The organism is Paenibacillus violae, assembly GCF_032461945.1.
Classification (GTDB): domain Bacteria; phylum Bacillota; class Bacilli; order Paenibacillales; family NBRC-103111; genus Paenibacillus_E; species Paenibacillus_E violae.
Genome location: NZ_JAWCUD010000004.1, coordinates 98,959 through 117,791 on the forward strand (window position 1 = coordinate 98,959; position 18,833 = coordinate 117,791).

The window sequence follows — 18,833 nt, forward strand, 5'->3', positions numbered from 1 at the left end:
CAGGATCGAATAGGTTTTTTATTTATGTTTTAGGTTGTTCCCGTACGACGCGAACAGGCCGTTCAACCCAATTGTCGCGTTTCATTGGCCGCACTTGATTAATCGGATTATTGTAGTCAATCTCCGGATTTTTGCCTTCTGCTCTAGCAGCTTCGGCCAGCTTCTCTTTATAACCCGTTCCAGGTGCCGGCCCGCCACCACCATTGCGTTTACCTTTATTCCAAACTCTGTTCTTGCTCATCTCACCACTCCATTTTTGGTTTAAGTGTAAGGGCAAGAGCAGAAAAACGCAAATTTTTATTGCGGATTACGCCAAGAGGTACTTAACAAGATCAGCCCTGCATGTCAAATACTTCAGCTAATAGCCGGTAGGAATGGATTCTGGCAGCCACATCATGAATGGGTGACACCACCATTAATTCATCAGCTTGATAAGCTTCGTTAAGCTTGATCATTTGCTCTTTAACTTGCTCCGGTGTACCTACGATCCGCTTATGCTGGCGGTCTTGGATCAACGCCAGATCCCCCGGTGTATAAGGATAATTCGTCGCTGTCTCAGCCGAAGGAAACGATGGCAGCAGCGCGCCGCGTCCTAGTGACAGGAAAAACAAATCCGAACTCGAAGCCAGACGTTTTGCCTCATCTTCCGTATCCGCGCAAATCACCATAATCGCTGCAAGCGAGTGTGCTTTCTCATTCAGAATCGACGGCTTAAAGTTCTCACGATAAATCCGCAAAGCCTGCTCGCAATCTGCATTGCCAAAAAATTGCGCAAAACCAAAAGCAGCCCCTTGATCAGCGGCTATTCGGGCGCTGTCATAGGAAGAACCCAACAGCCAAATTTCCGGTGCAGTCTCAATGATTGGAGAGGCATGCAATGCCGCAAAACGGTGGCTCGGCGGCAGCGAGTCATATAAATATCCCGTTAGATCAGCAACCTGCTGCGGGTATTGATCTACGCTAGTATATTTTCCCTCTTGCAGAGCGCGCGTGGATATCGGCATACCGCCTGGTGCGCGGCCAAGACCAACGTCAATCCGCCCCGGATGAAGTGCCTCCAGCAGCCGGAAGTTCTCCGCTACCTTATAAGCACTGTAATGAGGCAGCATGATGCCGCCTGATCCTAATCGGATTCGATTCGTTTTGGCTGCCAAATGTGCGATAAGCACCTCTGGACTTGAGTGCGCAAGTGCTTGTGAAGCATGGTGTTCGGAAACCCAATACCGCGAATACCCTAATTTATCCGCTTCTTGCGCCAGCTCCGTCGTTTCGGCCAGCGCGCTTGCCGCAGTGCGGCCTTCCCCTATTTGTGATTGGTCCAAAATACCCAATTTAAACATCGTTGATCACCTCACTTCTAACTGTAACATAGGAAAGCACAGAATAGCAAAAAACAGTCAAGCACCAAGCTTTGACTGGCTCCAAAATGATATGAAAAATCTGTGCCATTGAGTTCTGATTGGACGAAATCCAAGATGAACACCCTTTCCAGGCGAAATACCGCCTTCTCGTTGGATGAATTCCAATGGCTTCGAGAAAAAACGTGCTATTTGACTTAAATATCGGACTACCATTGGATTTACTCCAACGAAAATGACTCAAGGACCTCAAATCTTCTCTTCTCGTTGGATTTCATCCAATGACAGCCCGCATCTCTTTGAACTGTGCAGCCTGCGCAGAGCGAAAACTAACGGTTACCATCTACTTATCCCTTCAATGACCCCGCCATCACGCCAGCTACAAAATAACGCTGCAGAAATAAAAACAAAACAACCATCGGCGCCGCGGTGATCACTACGCCTGTTAATAACATCGGGTAATCCGTCACATATTCCCCTCGAAACTGCAGCATGGCAAGCGGAAGCGTGAGCTTCGACTTACTGTTGATGAGCAGCATCGGGATGAGCAGGTCATTCCATACCATGACGAACAAAAAGGTTGCTGTAGCGGCCAGTGAAGGCGCCGACAAAGGCAGGGCAATGCGCGAGTACAATGTCCACTCACCTGCCCCATCGATGCTGCCGGCTTCCAGAATCTCTTTGCTCAATACCTGCATGAAACCTTTCAGCATGAAGACTGTTAAAGGCATCAGCATGGCGACAGATACAAGAATTAAGCCATATAGACGGTCCGACCAGCCAAGTTTATGCGTTAGCGAATAGATGGGCAGCATGTTCACCTGAGACGGGACGATAAGTCCTGCAAGGAACAAAGCAAATAAAACTGTTGCGAGTCTGCCACCCAATCGAAAGATCGCATAGGCGATCAAGCTGCCCAGCAGCAGCTCAATCAATACCGTGCCTAACGTCACTTCTACGCTGTTCCAAAAATACTTGACGATCGTCTGGCCTTTGAACATGGAGCTAAAGTTAGACAATGTGAACGGCTTCGGCCAACCCAGCGGCGAAGCGAAAAAATGCTGCGTCGACTTAAACGACGAAATAAAAACAAAATATAAAGGCGCTGCTATAATGACTGCATACAGCAGCAGCACAACGCGACCAAACCATTTCATTCCCATATTGGTTAACCTCTTTTGGATTAATACGAAACACGATCTGCACGCAGCGCTTTGAACTGCAGGACCGTCAAAATAGACAACAAAATAAGGAACAAAACAGAACCGGCAGAAGCCATACCAAACGAATAGTTAGCAAAAGCCGTGTGATAAATGTAAGTGGTCAAAATTTCGGTCGCATAATTGGGGCCGCCGTCCGTCATCGTAAAGATTAAATCGAAAGCTTTAAACGACTGAATCGTCGTATAAGCAACAACGATCGTCGCTGACGGAGCCAAAAGCGGCCAGGTAACTTTGCGGAACACTTGCCACCTGGTGCCCCCATCCATTTTCGCCGCCTCATACAACTCTTCCGGGATCGCGTGCAGACCAGCAATAAATACGATCATCATTTGTCCGGCGTGCGCCCAGACTTGAACACCGGCTATGGCGTAGAGCGCGATTTTAACGCCGCCAATCCAATTTTGGCCCCATGCCCCAAGCCCTGTTTGGTGGAGCAATGTGTTGATTAGTCCGAGTGAAGGATCGTACATAAACGACCAAATCAACCCCACCGCCACCGACGAGAGGATGGTCGGGAAAAAGTAAAGCGCGCGCAGGAGCACGTGAATTTTACTATTTTTTACGAGCAGCATGGCCAGTGCCAAGGACACCAATGTTTGCGCGATTACAACCGTCAGCATGAATTTCGTATTGTTCCAGAGCGCTTTCTGGAAGACGATGTTATGCAGCGTTTTGGCGTAATTGTTCAGTCCGACAAGCTGATAGGACGGCGATACGCCGTCCCAATCTGTAAATGAGTAAAACAATCCGGTTAATGTCGGCCCTACGAATAAGAACAAGTACAGCAGCGTTCCCGGCAGAAGGAACAGCCATAACACACGGCGATTATGAGTCATCTTATTTAACTAGATGCTGATCGATAATAGCCTGCGCTTCTTTCGCAGCATCCTGAGGCGATTTACCGCTGAGCACAGCCTGAATCGAATTCGTTACCGCCTTCTGATTATCAGCATTCGTGATGCTGAAGCGCGGCTGGAAGAGTGTTTTCTTTCCTGCCCACTCTGTCGCTACCTGAAGCTCAGGCGATGAGTACTGAACGTCTTTGACCGTTACATTTTGCCCCGTCTCATTCGCATACGTGCTCGCAATCTCCTTGCGGCTCAAAAATTCAATAAATTTCTTAGCCTCAGCCGGATGCTTGGATTTGCTATTTACGGCTAGCATAAACGTACTTGTGTGGACACCTTCGAATTTCGCCTGGTCAGCAGCAACCGTGATAGGTGCGAGTAGTTTTTGCTCCAGATTCGGATTTTGCTTTTTATTTTGCGCTAATTGATAGGATCCGCTGGCCAGAATGGCTGCTTTTTCCTGGATAAAAAGAGCCCCTGCTGCCGCGTCTTTTGTGCCCAGCGCATCAGGCTGAAGATAACCTTTATCGTTAAGCTCCTTGAATTGCGTTAAGGTTTTGACCCAGAACTCGTCGGTTAATTTCGCTTGACCCGCTTCAACTTTGGTGAAAATATCGGTGCTTGGTTCATTGTTCATCACCATCGTATTCATAAATTGCCCAGGGCCAATATCCGCGCCTGCAAAAGCAATTGGAATGATGCCGTTCTTTTTCAGCGTTTCGCATAAAGCCAGAAAGCCTTCCCAATCCTTGGGCGGAGTCAGATTAAACTTTTGGAACAGTTTGACGTTATAAATCGGATCGTTGTAAACCAGCTGGTAGGGCACCGCCACTTGTTTACCGTCTTTTTTGCCTACTTGAATGAGGGTATCATTAAAATTGCTAAGAAATTTTTCTGAAGATAAATCCGTGAAAATGCCTGCTTTGGATAACGCTTCGAACTGCGCGCCAGGGAAAGACGTGAACACATCACCTACAGAACCGTCCGCCAGCTTGGCTTGTGCAGTGGATTGGTACTGCTCCGACGGCATCGTTTGCATCTCAACCTTAATGGTCGGATTCTCGGCTTGGAATTTGGTAATAATGCCGTTCAGGGAGTTCACGTCTTCTCCACGCCAATGCAAGAAGCTAATGGTTACAGGTTTGCCTGAAGCAGCAGCGGTCGCGCTAGCTCCGGTAGATGCGCCTGGTGTTGATGCGGTGTCGGTAGCCGATCCGCATGCTGCCGTAAGGATGGACAGCAATGTGACCGTTACAACGAGGAACCCGCTCTTTTTTTTATTTTTTTTCATGGAAAGACCTCCTGATTGATTGTTTCGATACGATGTTGCTAGATTTATGCGTTGGATGGCACTCCGGCCTCTTGCAGCTTCAATTGCCATTTTTCACGGAATAACGGCAGTGCGGCTTGACCAAATGTTTCTGCCTCTTCCAGATGAGGATACCCGGAAAGGATGAACGAAGAGATGCCTAATTCGGCGTATTCAACCAATCGATCCGCGACCTGATCGGCTGTACCTACCAGGAGGATTGCACCGCCGGAGCGAACAAGGGATAAACCCGTCCACAAGTTGGGTCCTACGACGAATTGTTGGTCCTTGGAAAGCTCTCTTAAATCGTTCTGACGCTGCTGATTGGTCGCATCTGTTTTGGCAAACGCTTCTTGCGCTTTCGCAATCGCTTCTGGCGATACCTTGGAGATGCTCTCCCAAGCTGCTGCCCAAGCCTCTTCTTCCGTATCACGAACGAGCACTTGCGCTCTCAGTCCGTAACGAAGAGGACGGTCCACTCCTGTTTCTGCCGTATACTCGGCCCGAACTGTTTCGATCTCACTGATCTGTTCACGAATCCAATCATGCGGCTCTCCCCACATGAGATAGGTGTCAGCAGTCTCAACAGCCAATCGCTTGGCAGCAGGCGAGCTTCCTCCCAGGTAAAAAGGCGGATGCGGCTTTTGAACCGTTAACGGGGAAGAAACGGGACGATTGAATTGATAATACTTCCCTTGGTAAAGCTGGCTTTCTTTCGCCTTTTCATTCTTCGATGCATCCGCAAACTCCGAAGCCGCGAGGACATCCGTTTGCGTCCAAGCTTGCTGCATCACTTCTACATACTCTCTAGCCCGCTCGTATCTTTCATCATGAGCATGTGCTAATGGATCCCCTAATTCTTCTAAATCCTGCACGGACGAGCCGGTTACGACGTTAATCATAGCCCGCCCTCCGGAAAGCACATCCAATGCCGCTCCCATCCGCGCTGCCAGTACAGGGGCGACCAGTCCGGGACGTACGGCAACTAACGGCCGCAAAGTCGTCGTGTGGCTCATCACCGCAGAGCCCACCACCCAAGCGTCCAAGCAAGCTCCTCCGGTTGGAATCAGGACAAATTCAAATCCGGATCGTTCTGCCGTTTGGGCGACATCGATTAAATAATCTAACGTAGCTTCTCGCTCCGGGGCTACCCCAACATACTTACCATCACCGGATGTCGGCAAAAACCAACCAAACTCAATCTCTTTATGAAGTGTCATCTCAGGCTCTCCTGTCGACTTGATGTTATTTTTATTTTTGTTATTTCCAGTTGTCTGGTCAAAATCCTACAAAAAAGGTAGGAATAGAATGTATTTGTATCATAACAACGAACCACGGCCGGGGTCAATGTCATTTCGTGTTATTTTCAACTTGTCAATTTGTGGTTTTTGGTCTTATGATGGAGTTGTCATTCTGCTTGCTTCATGAAAACCCATTGTACTGGGCATGTGAAAAAGAGGTGTAGTTGATGAGGAAGAATATGCGTGAAGATCATCATGAGTATTTGGAGATTTACTATTTTACCCCTTCCGAATTTGAAAAAGCAGGCAATGTGTGGCCCATCCGCATCGGCCATAATATTGCAAAATCCAATTATCATATCGGGCCCAGGACAACGCCTTATTATTATTTGATTTTCGTACTGGAAGGCCAAGGGACATTTTATCAAAACAATCGGACCTTCTCATTGGGCAAAGGAGATATGTTTTGCTTATTTCCACAGGTGACGCATGAGTATGTGACTGTCGCGAGCCATCCGCTGCATAAAATCTTCGTGGCTTTTGACGGGAAGCAGTCGCTTCATTTGTTGGAACGAATCGGGCTGAGCCCTCACTCGCCTCATCTCTCGGGCGCAGCAACTGAGCAAGCTCTGAGTCTAATGTGGGACTTCATAAGCGCAGTCAGCGAAGGAGAACGCCAAGCAACGGATCTGTCGAGGCTGAATCATCTATATCGTGTTTTTGATTCATTATCCGGCATGCACAAGCCCGCAGCCAATCACGAAAATCGTGCCGTTACCTGGCTGCAAATGGGCCTCTCCTATATGCAAATCCACTACGCCGAAGGAATCACGGTACAGCGAGTATCGGATCATGTTGGCGTGGAAAGAACGCATTTTACCAAACAATTCGGCAAAACGTACGGGGTTACCCCGATGGAGTACCTCCAAAGTTTGAAAATGAATGAAGCCAAGCTGCTTTTGGAGCAAACAGCGTATACGCTTTCCGAAATTGCCAATTCCGTTGGCTATCCTGATTTATTCAGCTTTTCAAAAGCGTTTAAGAAGCATATCGGGATGCCCCCAACCCTTTATAGGCAGCAAAATAAAAGCAATTAATCATTTTTACATGAAATAAGCCAAGAATTGACAATATCTATCAATTTACACCTCTACCAAAAATCTGCGTTTGATGATAGTTTAAGATATACATCAAAGTGAGGGAGAGATCAGAATGAGAACCATTTATGAGAATTACCGAGGCTTTAAGATTAGTAAAGAAGAAAGCACCTATAATGCTATCTCTTCGGACCATGTTATTTTTAGCCGCTGGCAGCTGAGTCAGGTCCTGGACACGGTCGATCAATATGTGGATATTACTGATCCCACTACATCAACGAATAGCGAGTTTGGTTTACCGCAAAACTAAACTTAAACATAGCCTCATGTCATGCGAAAGAACCTAGTGGTATTTTTATACCGCTAGGTTCTTTTGATTATTAAATTCCAGAAAACCTCGCGTTAATTTCCGCTTAGTTTTCAGTCAGAGGGAACTGGAGTCCGCTATTCTCGTGAAAATCGAGCTATTTCCTCCCGAGCGGAACTACAGGTCCTTATTTCGCATCCATGCCACGTTTTCCGGGTGAAAATGGCCAAATAGCGGACGCTAGTTCCCATCACAGTCGGAAGCCTGCCTTTTCCGGGAAATAGAGGCCTGTAGTTCCCTCACGCGAGATGGTTGGACGACTGCATCACCTACTTCCCAAGCCTCAGGCCGGAGGCTGCTTCCATTCATTCTCGTCAAGGATCGCCGGAATCTCAATCAAGGCACGTACGCCTTGATCCTCTCTGTGGCTGTAACGCAGACCGTAGCTGCTGCCAAAATGCAGCTGAATCCGTTTCTGAACGTTAATAATGCCAAACCCGCGATTGTTTTCTTTGCCTTTTATAATCGCATTCAACATCTCGATATCCGCCTGCCGGTAACCGTTATCTTCCACGCTGATCCTCACGAGACCACCCCGCACGCGCACCGTGATCCACAGCTCCCCGTCTTGGCTCATATGCTTAATGCCGTGCAGGATGGCGTTCTCAATGATTGGCTGCAGGATGACCTTCGGCACGAGATACTTTTTGGCCTCTTCCTCAATGTCCCAATGCACCTGAAAAGCGTACTCGTAGCGGAACAATTGCAAGCGGACGTATGCCTCCGCATGATTCATTTCCTCCGTGACCGGAATCAGCAGCTTTCCTTTACTTAGCCCAATTCGCATAATAAGCGATAAGTCCTTGATCATTTCAGCAGATTCCGTCGCGCCTTCCATAAAAGTATGCCAGTACACAGACTCCAGCGTGTTGTACAGGAGATGCGGATTAATTTGCGTATGAAGAATCGATAATTCGATTTCCTTATGCTTTAACTCCAGCTCATATTGATCATAAATCGTCTGATTCAAACGGTCCGTCATCCGGATAAAATGGTTGCTGAGCAGCACGATCTCATTTTTACTCTCCGAATGCATAGAGATTGCCAGCGGCCTGCCTGGATGATAGGAATTGGTAATACGCGCCAGCCTCGAAATTGGCTTCAAGATGGATTGAATAAAGTAGATGCTGGCCAAAAATAAAATGAGGAAGTAAATAAACATAATCCAATCCACGAGACGCTGCACACTAATATGATCGATAATGATGGATTGAACCGGCACCCTCATGAGCAGTTTCGTGTTCGTAGCTTCACTTGTATGAAGCACATGCATGTACTCCACACCGGCTTCCTTCAGCTTATAAACACCCTCCACTTTATCCGCAGCCGCAGGCACTGTTGAGCCGATCTGAAATTTCTCCGTGTTGGTGGCAAGCACCGTATTTTCTTGATCCAGCAGCATCACTTCCCCATCCGCATATTTATCAAAAGGCGAAAAATCCTGCTGTAAAGGCGTCTCAATGCCCGACACGAGCAAGTAACCGATGACCGTTTCTCCGTTATAAATGCTGTTGAGCTGCCGCAAATAAGCAACGGTTTTCACGTTATTCGGATTATAGCCGAACTTATCTATGACGCGAAGAACCCCTTTCCCCTTTGCTTGACTCACCGATTTATACCAAGAGAGCGCATTCAAATCCGTGGCATAAAAGATCCCGTTGTTTAAAATATCCGAATTCGGCACGAACGAATACTGCTTATCCGTATCTGAAAAGAACATGGAATAACGAATCGCATTCGTTGAATAATTGCTCAAATATTTATCCAGCGTCTTGAAGATTTCAAATCGCTCATATTCCGATGAGGAAGGGATGCTCGCGAGCTGTTGAATCTCCTGAGAGATCATGATTTTCTCCGTCTTTTCCTCGAAATCGCTGCTTTCCCGATCCAACGTTAAGTGGCTGCCCCGTACTAATTGCAGCAAGGCATTGCCCACCTGCTCTTCTGTAATCGACTCCAGCTTTTTGGCGACAACCAGATCCAAGACCAATATCGGGATGACAACGAATAAGATGAGCAGGACGATCAGCTTTTTCATCAGATTCATATTACGCAGCATTTTCCGCATAAGGATTACCTTTCCTTTCCAGCCATTTCATCAGGTCATACTCCCGATATCCTTTGCTTTCACCTAGTTTCGCGATCCTGGAGACATTCTCCTTTAAGCAAAAGAAAACGCCACCAGAAATAGTTTCTGATGGACGTTATTCGCTTAACCTTTAACACCGGAAACTGAAATGCCGCGAATAATAAACTTTTGAAAAACGAGGAAGAACACCACCGGCGGCAGCATCGCCATCGTCAGTACCGCAAAGCGGACACTCCACGGTATCACCGATGTCGAGTAAACGACATACAGATAAATCCCGGTAGCCAGGGGATACATCCCTCTCTCCGTCATCACCAGACTAGGCCAGTAGAAATCGTTCCACGTCGCCGAAAAGGATAACATCAGAAGTGTACCGATAATGGGTGTAGATAACGGAACGGCAATCCGGATGAAGGAGCTGAATTCGGTTGCGCCATCTATCCTCGCCGCTTCCAGAATCTCTTTGTGAATGCCGTCAAAAAAGTTTTTGAGCAGCAGCATGAAATACGCATTCGCTGCAGCCGGCAGCCAGAACGCCCAGTAGGTATTCAGCATACCGAAGCTTTTCAAATTGAGTAAGTTAGGCACAACATACGTGGCTGGCGGGATCAGGAGCGTGGAAAAGAAAAACAGCGTCACCCATCGTTTAAAAGGAACTTTTAAGTGCGACAGCGCATATGCCGCTAAGCCGATCAGCAGCAGGGAAACGATCACATTGCCGACATAGATGAACACGGTATTTTTGAGAAATGTTAACAAAGGCAGATCGAATCCGGTAAAAGCATCCTTATAGTTGGTCCAAACCCAGCTCTCCGGGAAAAAGGTCGGAGGGAAAGCGAAAAATTCCTCCCGCGTTTTTAATGACCCAAAAAACGTATTGAAAAACGGGTACAGCATCGTTACACCCATCACAAGCATCAACACCACCATGATGGTGTAGCCCGTGCGTACCGTGCCTTTTTTCATATCAAATCTGGAAATAATGCCGCGTTCTTCTTGCTTCATGCCTTCTCACCTCTACGCTGCAGCAAATTGTATAACACAGACAACAGGATTAAAACAAAAAACATTAAGCTGCCCATCGCGCTTGCTTTCCCAAAATCAAGGTCCCGGAATGCCGTATGATTGAGCCACAGCAGGTACGTTAACGTAGCATTGTTCGGCCCGCCATCGGTCATGGATAACTGCGCTTGGAAACCTTGTGACGTTGTAATCACCTGAAGAAGCAGCAGAAGCAGCATCAAGGTTCGGATACTCGGCAAGGTGATGTAGCGGATTCGCTGCCACACGCTCGCCCCGTCAATCTCCGCTGCTTCGTAGATGTCCCTCGGAATTCCTACGATAGCCGCGATATAGATGAGTGTAGCCGCCCCAAAGCTTTGCCACGTTTCCAGCAGAACGATGGAACCCATAGCGAGCTTAGGGCTGAAGAATTGCAGCTGAGGAAGCCCCAAGGTTTGCAAAAAGGAGTTGATCGGACCTACTGCATCATAAAACCACTGCCACATGCCGTATAGAACAATAGCGGGAATCGCACTGGGCAAGTATCCGATAATGCGCGCTCCCCCCTGAAACCACTTTAATTCCGAGACAGCGATAGCAACGAGCGGAGGGACCCAGAAGCCGATCACGATACCCAGCGCCATATAATACAAGGTATTTTTGACAGATATCAGCAGAAGCTCATCCTGAAAAATACGAAGATAGTTTGCAAGGCCAATAAAATGATTGCCATCCACAAAATCAATATTGTAAAAGCTGTAGAAAATCCCTTTAATAATCGGCACCCACAAGAAAATAATAAACAACACAATCTCCGGGATAATGAATAACGTTCCCCACAAATACCAATTGATCTTCTTCTTAACGGTGCTAGCCGCTGCGACAGGCTGTACACTTATTTCTGCATCCATCTCCAACACTCCTTATGAAATCGGACCTAAACCGCAAAGGCAGCTTAGATCCGATTGTTCCGGTCGCTATTCGACTTTCACTTTATCAAAGACTTCCGTTTGCACTTTATTCGACGCATCTGTTAGAGCCTTTTTCAAATCTACATCTTTGGTTGTGAACACTTTTTGGATCACATTGGCCATCTCTGTGTAATACTTTTGCGCTTCATATTGTGCTTCCGGCTTGCCGTCCCAGAGGCTGAGCAGCTGCGGATCGTATTTGAAGACGTTGTCATATTTAGCTAATAAGTCCGTGTATTTCTTGCCGAAATCGGAGGAATCTTTCCAGTAGTTGATCGGCTGCGGAATGTAGACACGGTTTTTCGTTTTACGGTCCTCGATCTCTTTTTTCGTGGAGTTCAAGAAATCGTCCGTGAAGTACTCATCCGTAATCCATTTAAAAGCCACAGTCTGCTGATCTTTGTCGCTCTTTGGATTGATCACTCGGTAGTTGCCGCCGAGAACGCCCGTATGCTTGCCGCCCTTGGTCAAGGCTGGCATCGGATATACAACCATATCCTCTTTTGAAATACCGCCTTCATTAATCGCTGCATCTGCTGCATTTCCGCTTCCACACATGACCATCGCGCCGCGTCCTTGAGAGAATGCGCTTAATGCATCCCCGTAACCGAGTGCCCAGTTTTGCGGAATCAAGTTTTCATCTTTCAGCTTTTTATAAAATTCAAGCGCTTTCAAACCCGCGTCGGAATTGAATATGCCTACGACTTTGCCGCCGTCGAGCTTCTGCACATCTCCACCCGCTGCATAGAGGAAATTCGTCCAGTTCCACCCCGCTTCCGGACCTTTCCCCATAGGGATAAATCCTGCGATCCCTTTGGCCGGGTCGTTGATTTTTCTCGCAGCTGCAAGAAGGTCATCCCACGTCCAATCCATAGGCGGAAGATCGACGCCTTTCTCTTTGAACAATTTCTTGTTCAATGTAATCGTCATAACGTAGCCATCGATCGGCACCCCATACGTTTTGCCATTCACAACGAACGGTTTGGAGAGGAGATCATTCATGTCTTTCGAGTGCTCCCAGGCGTTCATGGAATCGGTAATGTCCGCTACCCATTTCTTATCAACGAGCACCTTGCCTTCCGTTGCATAGGTGGTGTATTCGGTCGGAGCACTGTTCGAAGCCATTTTGATCCCGATTTCAAGCGGATTGTACTGCCAGTCGTCTTTCTTAAATTCAACGTTCGGATTTTTCGCTTTAAAACGGGCGATCCGCTGATCCAGTTGATCGTTTTTCTCTTTTTGGTCCGGCTTGAAGCCTTGGGCGGTGATAGTCACCTTTTTGGCAGCAGGAGTTGCTGTGGAAGCGTTGGTTGCCCCTGTTGCGGCAGGGCTCGCGCTTGGCGCGTTAGTTGTTGCGGATGGTGCACCACATCCTGCCAAAAAGACCGTCAGGGCAATCGCCGTAATTGCGGATGTCTTCTTACCTCTCATCGTTGGTTCCCCTTTCAAAATCATATTAATTACGTTTGCTGCTACAATTCCGATTATAAGGGGTACCCCGGCCGCCTAGCGATGTGCCTTGTTACGCTAATCATGTCGCATATTACGGTCCCGCCACTTTGATCTCCGAAATATTCACCCCAAAATGTTTTTTAAATATTTTACTAAAATGCTCCGGCGATTCGTACCCGATCTCCTCCGATATCTCGTATCGGCGTTTATCTGTCGTGAGAATCAGCTGCTTCCCTTTTTCCATACGCAGCTGGGTCACATAGTCCCAAATCCCCTGGCCCATCACTCTTTTAAACAAATAACTCAAGTAATTGGGGCTCAAATGCACACTGTCTGCGATGTCCTGCAGCTTCAGCCCTTTATCGCAGAAATGATGTTCAATATACGTTTTCGTCTCAAAAACAATGCGATTATTCGCCTCGTCCACTTGCGTGTTCGTTAAATTCTGCTCATTCGTCGTTTTCCCGATATCCTCTATGTAAAACATATAATGGTCTTTCTGCGTCTCTCCCCACGTCAAGCTCTCCATCGCTTCTTTGTAGATGACGGGCCACTTGATGATGCCTTCCTGAATGCGGCTGATGCCGATTTGACATTTGACATTCACATATTTTTGCAAATTCGCATGTATCATTTGAGCTACCATCAGCATCTGATTAATACTGAGCGTTCCTTGTTTCTCTTCCTCAGGGATTTGCATCAACAAAGAAAACGTGGAATTGTGCGTATTGAACACAAGGTGGCTCCACTGGCTTGCCGTCTCTTCAATAATATTCAAAGCGGCGTACTTCAGAAGACTACGGTCCTTCAGCGTTGCTATCTCCTCATCTCTAATGCCGCCCCTGTTTAAAAATAACTTGATCACCAGCATGCTGTAATGGGTGCCGGACGCACGACTCCCGAGCTTCTCCCTAATGTCGGGCACTTCGGATTCATGGACGGTTCCCGTGACAATCTCGCTCAAATAATAGTTCATTTCCAGCGTCGTAATGTCCGCCAACGTCCGGTTGCCTTCCCAATTGGAAAAATGCTGCTGTCGTTCTTCCTTCTCCTTAAGCAGCTTCGCTGTAACCGCAATCAGATGCGGCGGCGTAATCGGCTTAACCAAATATTCCTTGGCTCCGAAACGAATCGCCTTTTGGGCATATTCAAACTCGCCATGAGCGGATAAAATGACAATCGGAATCGATGGGTCTTCCATGAATATATTTTCAATTAATTCAATACCGTTCATCTTTTCCATCTGAATGTCGGTAAACACGAGATCAATTTTCTCCAAATGGATGAAATCGAGCGCCTCAAACCCGTTATATGCAATAAAAACCTCGCCAATATCCAGCTTGGATTGCTTCAAAATGGTTGCAACACCTTTACAGATCATAGGTTCATCATCGACAACTAAAATATTTACCATAGGTCACCTCGGTATTCTTTTCATGCATCCTCTTCATTTTATAGTACAACAATTGGCTTTCCTATGGTTTTTATTACGTTTATTGTGTCGGATGTAACTATGAACAACTTGCCATAAACCCATACGTTTGAGCACGGGGAGGGAATTGGATATGGGATTCCAACCGTTTCTTGAAATCGTGTTCTTTTGAATGGATGCTTATGGTTTGAACAGGATTTCAAATACTGGCGCTACGTTTTTCCACCCCATATCCATTCCCTTTTTGTTCTACTTGGAGTTGACTGCTGCTTCTAAGTCTTCATGCTTATACACTGCTTTAGTTTCCATAAGATGAGCTCCAATGAATTGGGCATGCAGCCGTCGCGCTAGTATAACCATTACATTACATTACATTGCTTCGCTTCACTTCACATCGAATCACCAATGCAGCACTAGCACTAGCAATCTACAATTAAACACTATTTATCCACGACACATCACTAGAACGCTGATTTCACCAGCGCTCACACTCAACCCCTCCGAAAGTCGCGCATAGCTCGCTCTTAAACTAGCATAAACAATTGAGAGGGCGATTGCTCCCCTCTAATATCTCTGCCGGCTCGGCCCAGCCGCAGATGGGAACTACAGGGCGCTATTTCTGCGAAATGCGCTTTTTCATAAGGAAGGGGAACTGTGGGGCGCTATTTCAAGGTTTTCGGCGGATATTCCGCCCAAGACCTTGAAATAGTGCCCTGTAGTTCCCCAGCAACGGCTCTATCGCCGCTTTTCTGCGAAATAGCGGCTCATTGTTCCTCTAAGGTGGCTTCGAAGCCACCTTAGCTTTTCTTGAGGCTGCACACCTCAAGATGCACCGTTAGAACGCTGATGCAATCAGCATTCCATGCTCTCCCCCAAACACCAAAAAACCCGCCCCCATCAAATAACGATGAGAACGGGTTTTCTGCTGCAATAAATTCACGCGGTAAGCTTCGCTTTCCAAGCCTTGAATTTCTTACCTTAATACACGTTTCCTCTTACTTGTATAAAGGACCAAAAGAGCTGCAAGCTCTGAAATCCGCACCTTCCGGATCGGACGTTCCGAAATTGCTCCAAACACGCGGACGGAAAACTTGCTCTTTGGCCACGTTATGCATGGAAACCGGAATTCTCAAAATCGCTGCTAGTGTGATCAAGTCTGCACCAATGTGGCCGTAGCTGATGGAACCATGGTTCGAACCCCAGTTATCCATAACCGAGTATACATCCGTGAATGACCCTTCACCTGTCAAAATCGGAGCAAACCAAGTTGTCGGCCACGTTGGATCCGTACGATCGTCCAATGTCTTATGAACATCTTCAGGTAGATCCACAGTGTAACCTTCGGCTAATTGCAGGACAGGTCCTAAGCCCTTCACAAGGTTGATTCGGGACATCGTTACAGGCATTCCACCTTTGGTAAGGAAGTCTGACGAGTATCCGCCCCCACGGAAATATTCGAGGGAAGCCGGGCGCCAAGATGTCGCTTTCAGACATTTGTTCATTTCTTCATCGGTAATTTCCCAATAAGGTTTCATGGCAGGCTGACCGTCACGCGACTGCTCACCTGTACCGTCGAGTGCTGCTGGACCCGAGTTGATTAAGTGGAGAATGCCGTCTTTTGCCGCACCGCTTAAAATGTGCCCTGTTACCCGTTTAACGGCATCAGGACTCCAGTATGTTCTTACATCTGCAAAAATTTGCGCCGTGTTCGTCAAAAGATTGCCGAATAGCATCGCTACCCCGTTAAGGCTGTCGTTTTCCGTAGCAACCAAATAAGGCGCACGTTTGCCATTCCAGTCAAAGGATGTGTTCAAAATCGCTTCCATAAAGTCGCCGTTCGGGAAGTGATCTGTCCAGTGACGTTGGCCTTGGAAGCCGGAAAGGATCGCGTTGTGACCAAGCGCTTCTTCTCCAAATTCAAGATCAGCCAGACGTGGATTGCCTATCATTAAGTCCCTGACAATCAAGGACATTTTCACTACGGTTTCCCAGTCTTGATCTTTTCTTTCACGTGTTGTTTGGATGGCAGCTGGATTATTATCCGGCCCTTCTGAGCAGTTCTCTTTGACCCAGTTTAGCGCCAATTGGTACTCTTCCGGATCAAAAATTTCCTCCTCTATGCGGCGAACCAGCTCCGACATATCGACATATTCGTTGCGCATGCCCAGATAGTTCTGGAATAACTCCTCGTTCACGATTGAACCCGCAATCCCCATGGAAACGGAGCCAATCGCCAAGTACGATTTGCCTTTCATGTAAGCGGCTGCAAGACCAGCCTTAGAGAAACGGATCAATTTCTCTTGAACGTCTTGAGGAATGTCCGTCGTACCGGAATCCTGCACATCTTCCCCGTAAATACCGAAGGCAGGAATCCCTTTTTGGGCGTGACCGGACAAAACTGCCGCCAAATAAACAGCGCCAGGACGCTCTGTACCGTTAAAGCCCCAAATCGCTTTCGGTGTGGAAGGATCCATATCCATCGTTTCTGTTCCGTAGCACCAACAAGGAGTAACCGTAATAGACACGCCCACACCGGATTTCGAGAACTTGTTTGCTGCAGCTGCTGCTTCCGCTACCCCGCCAATGCAAGTGTCCGCGATGACACACTCAACAGGCTCGCCATTGGGATATTTAAAAGTTTCGCTCAATAGTGCCGCTACGGCTTTAGCCATGTTCATCGTTTGTTCTTCAAGGGATTCGCGAATCCCTTTTCTTCTGCCATCAATCGCTGGTCTGATCCCGATCTTCGGGAAATCCTGGTTCCATCTGTGATTGCTGTTTGGCATTTTTTATCCTCCTCAGTAGTGGGTTATTGCGATTTAAAAGGTTCTATCACACGCCGACTTTTTAGAGTTATCGATAATTCAAATTATGAGCTAATAACACCTTTTTTCAAAATTACATTGGCGTACAGAGCTTTCTCGCTTGTTGCTACAATGGCATAGGCTTTCTTAGCTCTTTCATAAAATGCAAAGCGTTCTACGTACTCAATCTCAGGTTTCATGTGCTTTTGAATGATTTGTTCGTATACGCCCCAGATCGGCGTTTCTACTTGATCTCCGGGGACAACGGCCATTAAAGCTACCGGCTGTTCACTGTATGTATCCAGTGGGAACAACGATAAAACCGCTTCCAATAATTCCGGAACGCCATGGCCGTCGCATCGAAGCAGACGATTCGTATGACTTGCTGCCGGAAAGTTCCCATCCGCTAAAACAATTTCATCACCATGGCCCATCTCCATCAACACCTTCAATAATTCAGGTGACAAGATAGGGGGTATCCCTTTTAGCATATTCAAGACCTCCTCAAAAGTATGTGTTATCGGTAACTCAAAATTATCAACTTTAAGCCTTGCTGTCAATCTTTAATTTCTATACAATAGACAAATATATGAATGAAAAGGTGACGCTACTTGATTACAATTTATGACATCGCTGAAAAAGCCGGTGTTTCCGCCATGACCGTTTCCCGAGTTATCAATAACACGGGCCGTATCAGCGAAGCCACGCGCAAGCGTGTGAAGAAGGTTATGGAAGAACTTCACTATATTCCGAACTCGATGGCCCGCAGCCTCGTCCTTCAAAAGACGAAAATTCTGTCACTGCTCATAACAGATATTACGAACCCGTTTTATACAACACTCGCCCGCGGGGCTGAGGATGCCGCTCTTCGGGCCGGTTACCGGCTGTTGTTCGCAAATAGCGATGAGGACTACGCGAAGGAAAAAGGTTATGTCGATATGATGTTGTCTACCCGTGTGGATGGCGTCCTGTTCGCCCCTACCGGGGATCACTCGCTCGAGAATTTGCTGCAGCTGCAAAAACACAACATTCCTTTCGTTATGCTTGACCGTGAAATTCCGGGCATTGGAGCGGATCTCGTGCTTGGGGACAGCAAGGAAGGCGCAAGAAAGCTTGTAGAGCACTTGATAGAGCTCGGGCATCGCCGGATCGCCATGATTAACGGTTCCCCTGATGTCTCTACCGCTCGACTAAGGTATTCAGGATATCGCGAAGCACATCTGCTCAACGGGCTCTCTGTCGAAGATTCGCTCGTGATTCATCGGAACTTTCGGGATTTTCAAGATGAATCCGCGCTTGATGCGCTGATCCATCACGAGAACCCACCTACCGCCATTTTTGCAGCTAACAACATGCTGGCCATTGGCGCCATTCAAGCCTTGAGAAAACGCGGCCTACAGGTTCCCAGCGATCTCTCGCTCGTTTGCTTCGATGGTTTTGGCCCCACGGATGCCTTAAATCCTTTTTTGACCGTAGCTTCACAGCCGGCCTATCAATTCGGTGCACTGGGCATGCAGCTGCTCGTTGAGCGCATTGAGGGCGAAGCAACGCCGGAGCATCGGAAGATGATCCTGCCTTCGGAGCTGCTCATTCGTTCATCTGCGCAAGCTTTGAGGTGAGTAAAATTGCCCTATTCTCTT

The 18,833-nt window shown here is 47.4% G+C and carries 16 protein-coding genes; 3 read left to right on the top strand and 13 right to left on the bottom strand.

Features of this window, described 5'->3' with window-relative positions; genetic code table 11:
- Positions 1–22: 22 nt before the first annotated feature.
- From RQP52_RS14430 to RQP52_RS14455, 6 genes are all read right to left on the bottom strand, one after another.
- On the bottom strand, positions 23–241 hold the full coding sequence (locus RQP52_RS14430; protein ID WP_315952367.1) for a hypothetical protein: 219 nt from the start codon (positions 239–241) through the stop codon (positions 23–25).
- Positions 242–332: 91 nt separating this feature from the next.
- Complete coding sequence (locus RQP52_RS14435) at positions 333–1,340, bottom strand: LLM class flavin-dependent oxidoreductase (protein WP_315952368.1); 1,008 nt, start codon at positions 1,338–1,340, stop codon at positions 333–335.
- A gap of 365 nt (positions 1,341–1,705) precedes the next feature.
- The gene (locus RQP52_RS14440) at positions 1,706–2,521 is read right to left on the bottom strand and encodes a carbohydrate ABC transporter permease (protein WP_315952370.1); all 816 of its coding nucleotides are present in this window, start codon (positions 2,519–2,521) and stop codon (positions 1,706–1,708) included.
- A 20-nt stretch (positions 2,522–2,541) separates the two neighbouring features.
- Positions 2,542–3,417 (bottom strand): carbohydrate ABC transporter permease, encoded by an 876-nt coding sequence (locus tag RQP52_RS14445; protein ID WP_315952372.1) that lies wholly within the window; start codon positions 3,415–3,417, stop codon positions 2,542–2,544.
- Between the two features lies 1 nt (position 3,418).
- Positions 3,419–4,720, bottom strand: coding sequence for an ABC transporter substrate-binding protein (locus RQP52_RS14450; RefSeq protein ID WP_315952374.1), 1,302 nt, complete (start codon positions 4,718–4,720; stop codon positions 3,419–3,421).
- 44 nt (positions 4,721–4,764) lie between these two features.
- Entirely contained in the window at positions 4,765–5,958 is a 1,194-nt protein-coding gene (locus tag RQP52_RS14455; RefSeq protein WP_315952376.1) for an LLM class flavin-dependent oxidoreductase, read from the bottom strand.
- Between the two features lie 248 nt (positions 5,959–6,206).
- On the opposite strand from RQP52_RS14455, the gene RQP52_RS14460 reads away from it, so the two are divergent.
- Positions 6,207–7,076: an AraC family transcriptional regulator gene (locus RQP52_RS14460; RefSeq protein ID WP_315952377.1), complete on the top strand. Its 870-nt coding sequence runs from the start codon at positions 6,207–6,209 to the stop codon at positions 7,074–7,076.
- Between the two features lie 115 nt (positions 7,077–7,191).
- Positions 7,192–7,386, top strand: a complete 195-nt coding sequence (locus RQP52_RS14465; RefSeq protein WP_157321866.1) for a hypothetical protein — start codon at positions 7,192–7,194, stop codon at positions 7,384–7,386.
- 340 nt (positions 7,387–7,726) lie between these two features.
- Here the strand turns inward: RQP52_RS14465 and RQP52_RS14470 are convergent, their stop codons facing one another.
- From RQP52_RS14470 to fucU, 7 genes are all read right to left on the bottom strand, one after another.
- The gene (locus tag RQP52_RS14470) at positions 7,727–9,490 is read right to left on the bottom strand and encodes a sensor histidine kinase (RefSeq protein WP_315952379.1); all 1,764 of its coding nucleotides are present in this window, start codon (positions 9,488–9,490) and stop codon (positions 7,727–7,729) included.
- A gap of 165 nt (positions 9,491–9,655) precedes the next feature.
- Positions 9,656–10,537 carry a carbohydrate ABC transporter permease gene (locus RQP52_RS14475; protein WP_315952380.1) on the bottom strand — a complete coding sequence of 294 codons (882 nt, stop codon included), beginning with the start codon at positions 10,535–10,537 and terminating at the stop codon, positions 9,656–9,658.
- Positions 10,534–11,445, bottom strand: a complete 912-nt coding sequence (locus tag RQP52_RS14480) for a carbohydrate ABC transporter permease (protein ID WP_315952381.1) — start codon at positions 11,443–11,445, stop codon at positions 10,534–10,536. Before RQP52_RS14480 ends, RQP52_RS14475 begins: the two co-directional genes overlap by 4 nt.
- Before the next feature lie 66 nt (positions 11,446–11,511).
- Positions 11,512–12,936 carry an ABC transporter substrate-binding protein gene (locus RQP52_RS14485; protein ID WP_315952383.1) on the bottom strand — a complete coding sequence of 475 codons (1,425 nt, stop codon included), beginning with the start codon at positions 12,934–12,936 and terminating at the stop codon, positions 11,512–11,514.
- A gap of 112 nt (positions 12,937–13,048) precedes the next feature.
- Positions 13,049–14,371, bottom strand: a complete 1,323-nt coding sequence (locus tag RQP52_RS14490; protein ID WP_315952385.1) for a response regulator — start codon at positions 14,369–14,371, stop codon at positions 13,049–13,051.
- A gap of 1,013 nt (positions 14,372–15,384) precedes the next feature.
- Positions 15,385–17,175: an L-fucose isomerase gene (locus RQP52_RS14495; RefSeq protein ID WP_315952386.1), complete on the bottom strand. Its 1,791-nt coding sequence runs from the start codon at positions 17,173–17,175 to the stop codon at positions 15,385–15,387.
- Positions 17,176–17,258: 83 nt separating this feature from the next.
- On the bottom strand, positions 17,259–17,684 hold the full coding sequence (gene fucU / locus RQP52_RS14500; protein ID WP_315952387.1) for an L-fucose mutarotase: 426 nt from the start codon (positions 17,682–17,684) through the stop codon (positions 17,259–17,261).
- A gap of 120 nt (positions 17,685–17,804) precedes the next feature.
- Between fucU and RQP52_RS14505 the strand changes: the two genes are divergently transcribed.
- Positions 17,805–18,812, top strand: coding sequence for a LacI family DNA-binding transcriptional regulator (locus RQP52_RS14505; RefSeq protein ID WP_315952388.1), 1,008 nt, complete (start codon positions 17,805–17,807; stop codon positions 18,810–18,812).
- Positions 18,813–18,833 lie beyond the last annotated feature (21 nt).